The 5,339-nt window shown below is 75.1% G+C and carries 7 protein-coding genes and 1 pseudogene; 7 read left to right on the top strand and 1 reads right to left on the bottom strand.

Going from position 1 to position 5,339, the window contains the following annotated elements; translation table 11 throughout:
• From ABZ914_RS45670 to ABZ914_RS45655, 4 genes and pseudogenes are all read left to right on the top strand, one after another.
• A pseudogene (locus ABZ914_RS45670) lies at positions 1 to 399 on the top strand (hypothetical protein); the annotation flags it as partial.
• Positions 396 to 833 carry a roadblock/LC7 domain-containing protein gene (locus ABZ914_RS45665; RefSeq protein ID WP_190867163.1) on the top strand — a complete coding sequence of 146 codons (438 nt, stop codon included), beginning with the start codon at positions 396 to 398 and terminating at the stop codon, positions 831 to 833. The pseudogene ABZ914_RS45670 and the gene ABZ914_RS45665, both read left to right, overlap by 4 nt.
• A gap of 7 nt (positions 834 to 840) precedes the next feature.
• Positions 841 to 1,227, top strand: coding sequence for a DUF742 domain-containing protein (locus tag ABZ914_RS45660; protein ID WP_500200926.1), 387 nt, complete (start codon positions 841 to 843; stop codon positions 1,225 to 1,227).
• The gene (locus ABZ914_RS45655; protein ID WP_433248004.1) at positions 1,208 to 1,798 is read left to right on the top strand and encodes a GTP-binding protein; all 591 of its coding nucleotides are present in this window, start codon (positions 1,208 to 1,210) and stop codon (positions 1,796 to 1,798) included. The genes ABZ914_RS45660 and ABZ914_RS45655 overlap by 20 nt, the downstream gene beginning before the upstream one ends.
• On the opposite strand, the gene ABZ914_RS45650 is transcribed toward ABZ914_RS45655, so the two are convergent.
• Positions 1,799 to 2,365, bottom strand: coding sequence for a TetR/AcrR family transcriptional regulator (locus ABZ914_RS45650; RefSeq protein ID WP_500200925.1), 567 nt, complete (start codon positions 2,363 to 2,365; stop codon positions 1,799 to 1,801).
• Between the two features lie 72 nt (positions 2,366 to 2,437).
• Between ABZ914_RS45650 and ABZ914_RS45645 the strand changes: the two genes are divergently transcribed.
• The 3 genes from ABZ914_RS45645 to ABZ914_RS45635 all read left to right on the top strand — a co-directional run.
• Positions 2,438 to 3,580, top strand: coding sequence for an acyl-CoA dehydrogenase family protein (locus ABZ914_RS45645; protein WP_500200924.1), 1,143 nt, complete (start codon positions 2,438 to 2,440; stop codon positions 3,578 to 3,580).
• Between the two features lie 79 nt (positions 3,581 to 3,659).
• Positions 3,660 to 4,040, top strand: coding sequence for a hypothetical protein (locus tag ABZ914_RS45640; RefSeq protein ID WP_500200923.1), 381 nt, complete (start codon positions 3,660 to 3,662; stop codon positions 4,038 to 4,040).
• The coding region (locus tag ABZ914_RS45635; RefSeq protein WP_500200922.1) for a Crp/Fnr family transcriptional regulator at positions 4,027 to 5,339 on the top strand (1,313 nt) is incomplete at its 3' end. The genes ABZ914_RS45640 and ABZ914_RS45635, both read left to right, overlap by 14 nt.

Raw genomic sequence — 5,339 nt, 5'->3', positions numbered from 1 at the left:
CTCGACGGCTACGCCGTGCCGGACGCGTACAAGCACGAGGCCACCGCGCTCATGGCCCGCTGGAACGCCGCGGTCGAGGGGGGGGAAGCCCCCCCAGCCCGCCCCCCGCCCCCCCCCGCGGCCCCGGAGGCGGCCGCGGCCGAGTCGAGCGAGGTCACCGGCCGGCTCCCCCGCCGGGTGCGGCAGCGCAACATGGCGCCGCAGCTGCGCGCGCGGCCCGCGCCGGGACCCGCCGACCCCGGCCGGGCCTGGGGCGGCGGGCCGGACGAGGAGTACGAGGAGCCGAGCCCGGAGGTCAACCGGGACCTGATGTCATCGCTACAGTCGGGATGGCTTCGGGGCAGGGACGACGACGATCCGGACGATCGCGATCCACGCGATGAATGGGGGCAGGGATGACGCAGCAGGGCCACGCCACCGGAGAGCTGGACTGGCTGCTGGACGATCTGGTCGAGCGGGTCGGGGAGGTGCACCAGGCCGTGCTGCTGTCGCGGGACGGCCTGGTGATGGGCGCCTCCGGCGGGGTCACCCGCAAGGACGCCGAGTTCCTCGCCGCGCTGTCGTCGGGCTTCCACAGCCTGGCCAACGGCGCCCGCGAGCACTTCCAGGCCAAGCAGGTCCGGCAGACCGTCGTCGAGCTGGACGGGCTGCTGTTCTTCGTGATGCCCGCCGGCAACGGGAGCTGCCTGGCGGTGCTGAGCGACGCGGGCGGCAACGCCGGGCTGGTCGCCTACGAGACCACCATGCTGATCAAACGGGTGCGGCGCCAGCTCGGCACGGCGCCGCGGGCGCAGGACGCGGCCGACCCGTCGCAGGCCGGCGCCCCGGGCTGAGCCGGCCGTGGAGACTCCGAGAGAGCGCTGGGTCGGCGCGGACGCCGGCCCGATCGTGCGGCCCTACGCGGTGACCCGCGGGCGGACCCGCCCCAACGGGATCGCCGTCGACATGGTCACGCTGATCGTCGCGACGGGCCGCACGCCCGGCGAGCGGGTGTGGCTGTCGCGCGAGCAGCGGCGGCTGCTGGAGCTGTGCCACCGCCCCTCCACCCCCGCCGACCTGGCCTCCGACACCGACCTGCCGCTGCGGGTCGTGCAGATCCTGCTCGCGGACCTGCACCACTACGGCCTCGTCGAAGAAGTCCCGCAGGCCGGGCCGTCCGGGCAGGGCACCGGCCGTCCCGACCCGAAGATCCTGATGAGAGTGCTCGATGAACTCCGCCGCCTATGACCCCACCGCGCCCGCCGAGGACCTCCCCGCGCACACGCTGAAGATCCTGGTGGCGGGGGGATTCGGCGTCGGCAAGACGACCCTGGTCGGCGCGGTCAGCGAGATCCGCCCGCTGCGCACCGAGGAGGTCCTCACCGACGCGTCGGTCGGCGTGGACGACCTCGGCGGCGTCGAGCGCAAGACCACCACGACCGTCGCGATGGACTTCGGGCGGCTCACCTTCACCGGCGGCGTCCGGCTGTACCTGTTCGGCACGCCGGGGCAGGAGCGGTTCTGGTTCATGTGGGACCAGATCGCGTACGGCGCCGTCGGCGCGATCGTGCTGGTCGACACGCGGCGGCTGCCGACGAGCTTCGCCTCCATCGACTTCTTCGAGAACCGGGGGATCCCGTTCGTCGTCGCGGCGAACGTCTTCGACGGCGCCCGCCGGTACACCCCCGAGCAGATCGCCGACGCCCTCGACCTCGACCCGGACGTCCCGGTCGTGCTGTGCGACGTGCGGCACTACGACTCGGCCAAGAACGTCCTGATCCGGCTGGTCGAGCACGCCCTGCAGTCGGCGACCGCCTGATCAGGCGGTCGTCCGGGCGACGATGAGGGAGGCGAGCGCGGCGTAGGCGGCGGAGTCGTCCAGGCCCGTCTGCGCCTTGATCTCGCCCCGGTGGATCGACTCCATCACCTGGCCGGCGACGGCGCCGACGAACGCGGCGTCCGCGTCGTCCGCGCCGGGCGCGGCCTCGCGGACGAGCTCCTGCACCCGCCGCGCGGCGATCAGGGTGTTGCGCTTGTAGATCTCGCGGGCCGGGGCGAAGGCGTCCAGGTCGGCGAAGAAGGCGGGCGAGGCGGGCGCGAGCTCGGCGGAGATGGCCCGCAGGTAGGCGCCGACCCGCTCGCGGGGCCCGGCGCTCGCGTCCACGACCGCCTCGACGCGCTCGGTGGCGCGGCGGAAGAACGCCCGCACCACGGTCACGATGATCTGCTCGCGGCTGGCCGCGACGGCGTACAGGGTGCTCTTGGAGCAGCGCAGGACGGCCGCGAGCTCGGCGACGCTCAGCTCGGCGAACCCGCGGTCGAGGAACACCTCGATGAGCCGCTCGACCAGCTCCGCGCGCCGCCGCTCCGCCCGCGTCTCCGTCATCCCGTGACAGTACCAAAAAGGATTCTCTGGTACCCGTTCTGGTACCGTGCAGGTGGCGAAAGGAGTCCGCGCATGCCCGCCACCCGGCACCTGCCCACGTCCGAGTCCGAGGACCTCCTCGCGCTCACCCGCGAGATCGCCGCCAAGGAGCTGGCGCCGCGCGTCGCGGAGGCCGAGCGCGCCGGCGCCTTCCCCCGCGACGCGTTCACCACGCTCGGCCGGGCGGGCCTGCTCACGCTCCCCTACCCCGAGGAGTTCGGCGGCGGCGCCCAGCCGTACGAGATCTACCTGCAGGTGCTGGAGGAGATCGGCGCGGTGTGGGCCAGCGTCGGGGTCGGCGTCAGCGTGCACGCGCTGTCGTGCTTCCCGCTGTTCGCCTTCGGCTCCGACGAGCAGCGCGCCCGCTGGCTGCCGGACATGCTCTCGGGCGAGCGGCTCGGCGCGTACTGCCTGTCGGAGGCGCACGCCGGGTCCGACCCGGCCGCGATGCGCGCCAAGGCCGTCCGGGACGGCGACTCCTACGTCCTCAACGGCGCCAAGGCGTGGACGACGCACGGCGGCAAGGCCGACTTCTACACCGTCATGGCCCGCACCTCCGACGAGGGCTCGCGCGGCATCTCCTGCTTCCACGTCCCGGCGGACACCCCCGGCCTGGAGTTCGACCAGCCCGAGGACAAGATGGGCCTGATGGGCTCCACCACCGCGACCGTCCGGCTGGTCGACGCGCGCGTCCCGGCCGGCAACCTCATCGGCGGCGAGGGGCAGGGCCTGTCCATCGCGCTCGCCGGCCTGGACGCGGGCCGCCTCGGCATCGCCGCCGTCGCCACCGGCCTCGCCCAGGGCGCCCTCGACCACGCCGTCGCCTACGCCAAGGAGCGCGAGGCGTTCGGCAGGCCGATCATCGACCACCAGGGCCTGGCGTTCGTCCTCGCCGACATGGCCGCCGCGGTCGAGTCGGCCCGCGCCACCTACCTGTCGGCCGCCCGGCTGAAGGACGCCGGCCGCCCCTACGGCCGCGAGGCGTCCATCGCCAAGCTGGTCGCCACCGACAACGCGATGAAGGTGACCACCGACGCCGTCCAGGTCCTCGGCGGCGCCGGCTACACCCGCGACTTCCCGGTGGAGCGCTTCATGCGCGAGGCCAAGGTCATGCAGATCTTCGAGGGCACCAACCAGATCCAGCGCCTGGTGATCTCCCGCCACCTCGCCCGCTGAGTCGCCCGTCTCCGGGCGGAGTGCGCGTTCTGTACGACGCGTCACAGTGCGTCCCCGCGCGGGCGCCTAGCGTCGGAGCATGTGGCAGTTCGTCCTGTGGGGAGTCATGGGAGCCGTGGCGAACCGCACGCTGGCCTTCCTGGAGGCGAACCGGCGCACCGCGCGGCCGCCGTGGAAGTACCCCGGCGGGCCGGGCGGCGGGTACTACCTGTTCGCCTGCGCGCTGCACTGCATGCTCGCCGCGATGGTGACCTCCGCCGCGGCCGCCAGCGACATGATCACCGCGCCCTGGGCGGCGTTCGCGCTCGGCGCGGGCGCCCCGGCGGTCCTGGCCAAGCTCGGCCGGTACGCGCTGCTGGCCTTCCCGCCCGGGCAGGTCGGCGAGGACGGCGACCACGAGGACGAGGACGACGGGCCTGACCGGGCCGGACTGACTGGGGGACGCAATGCCGAGTCCTGACCGCGCCTGGCGGCGGCTGCTGGAGGCCTTCTCCGATGCCCCGGCCGACACCGCCGCCCGCCGGACCGCCGCGCCCGCCGTCGAGCGCGGGCCGGGCCGCCGCCTGCTGGAGGCGTTCTCCGACGCCTCCCCCGCCTTCGCCGCGGCGGGTCCGCGCCCCGTCTCCGCGGGCGGACCGGCCGTCGGCCGCGCTCTCGTGTGGGGTCTGGTGGTGATCGGCGTCCTCGGCGCGGTGTGCACGGCGTGGGCCGCCACCGCGACGGGGACGCTCGCCGCCGGGCTGGTCGCCGCCCTCACGTTCGCGGTGCTGGCCCTGTTCTCCGCGCCGCTGGTGGAGTTCGCGCGCGCACGGGCGGCGTCGTCCGCCGGGACGCGGGACCGCGACGCCGGGACCGCTGAGCAGCGGGACAGCTTCTGGCAGGCCCTCGCCCCCGACGACCGGCGCGCCGTCCGCGCCGCCGCGCGCCCCCGCACCTACGGCCCCGGCACGCCGATCCTGCGGCAGGGGCACACGGCCGACTACGTCGTCGTCCTCCGGTCCGGCTGGACGAAGGTCCGCGTCGACCGGGCGGGCGAGGAGCGGATCGTCGCCGTGCGCGGTCCCGGCGACCTCGTCGGCGAGCGGGCGCTGTTCGCCGACGACACCTGGTCCGCCACGGTCATCGCGCTGGACACGGTGCGGGCCCTCGTCGTCGCGGCGGACGACTTCCGGCCGCTGGTGGAGAGCCGTCCGGGCGTGCAGTCGGTGCTGGAGAAGCAGGCGTACGACCGCGCCGCCGAGGAGGCAGGCCGCACGACGAGCACGGAGCTGGCCGACACCCAGCGTCGGCTGGCCGCGCTGTTCACCACGCTGTCGCGGGCGCGGGGCCGCACGCTCCCGGTGACGGGCGGCGAGCTGGCCGGCTGGACGTCGTCGTCCCCGGCGGCCGTCGACAGCGTGCTCGCCCGGTGGGACGGCGAGGGCCTCGTCCGCGCCGGGTCCGCGACGATCGACGTCCTCGCCCCCGACCGGCTGGAACGCCTCACCGCGGCGGGCGAGCCTCCGGGCCCGCCGTCCGGCGCCCCCTTCCTGACCGGCCAGGACTGCACGGTGATGTTCGCCGACGTGGTGGGCTTCGGTTCGCCGGAGCGGACGGAGTCGGACCGCGCGGCCATCCGCGGCGTCCTGTTCCGGTCGCTGGAGGACGCGTTCGAGTCCGCCGGGATCCCGTGGGCCGCGTGCCATCACGAGGACCGCGGGGACGGCGCGCTGCTCGTCATCCCGCCGGGCGTCCCCGCCGGGGCGCCCGCGGGCCCGCT

It is taken from the genome of Spirillospora sp. NPDC046719 (assembly GCF_040645715.1).
GTDB lineage: Bacteria > Actinomycetota > Actinomycetes > Streptosporangiales > Streptosporangiaceae > Spirillospora.
This window is presented reverse-complemented; position numbering and strand designations above follow the sequence as displayed.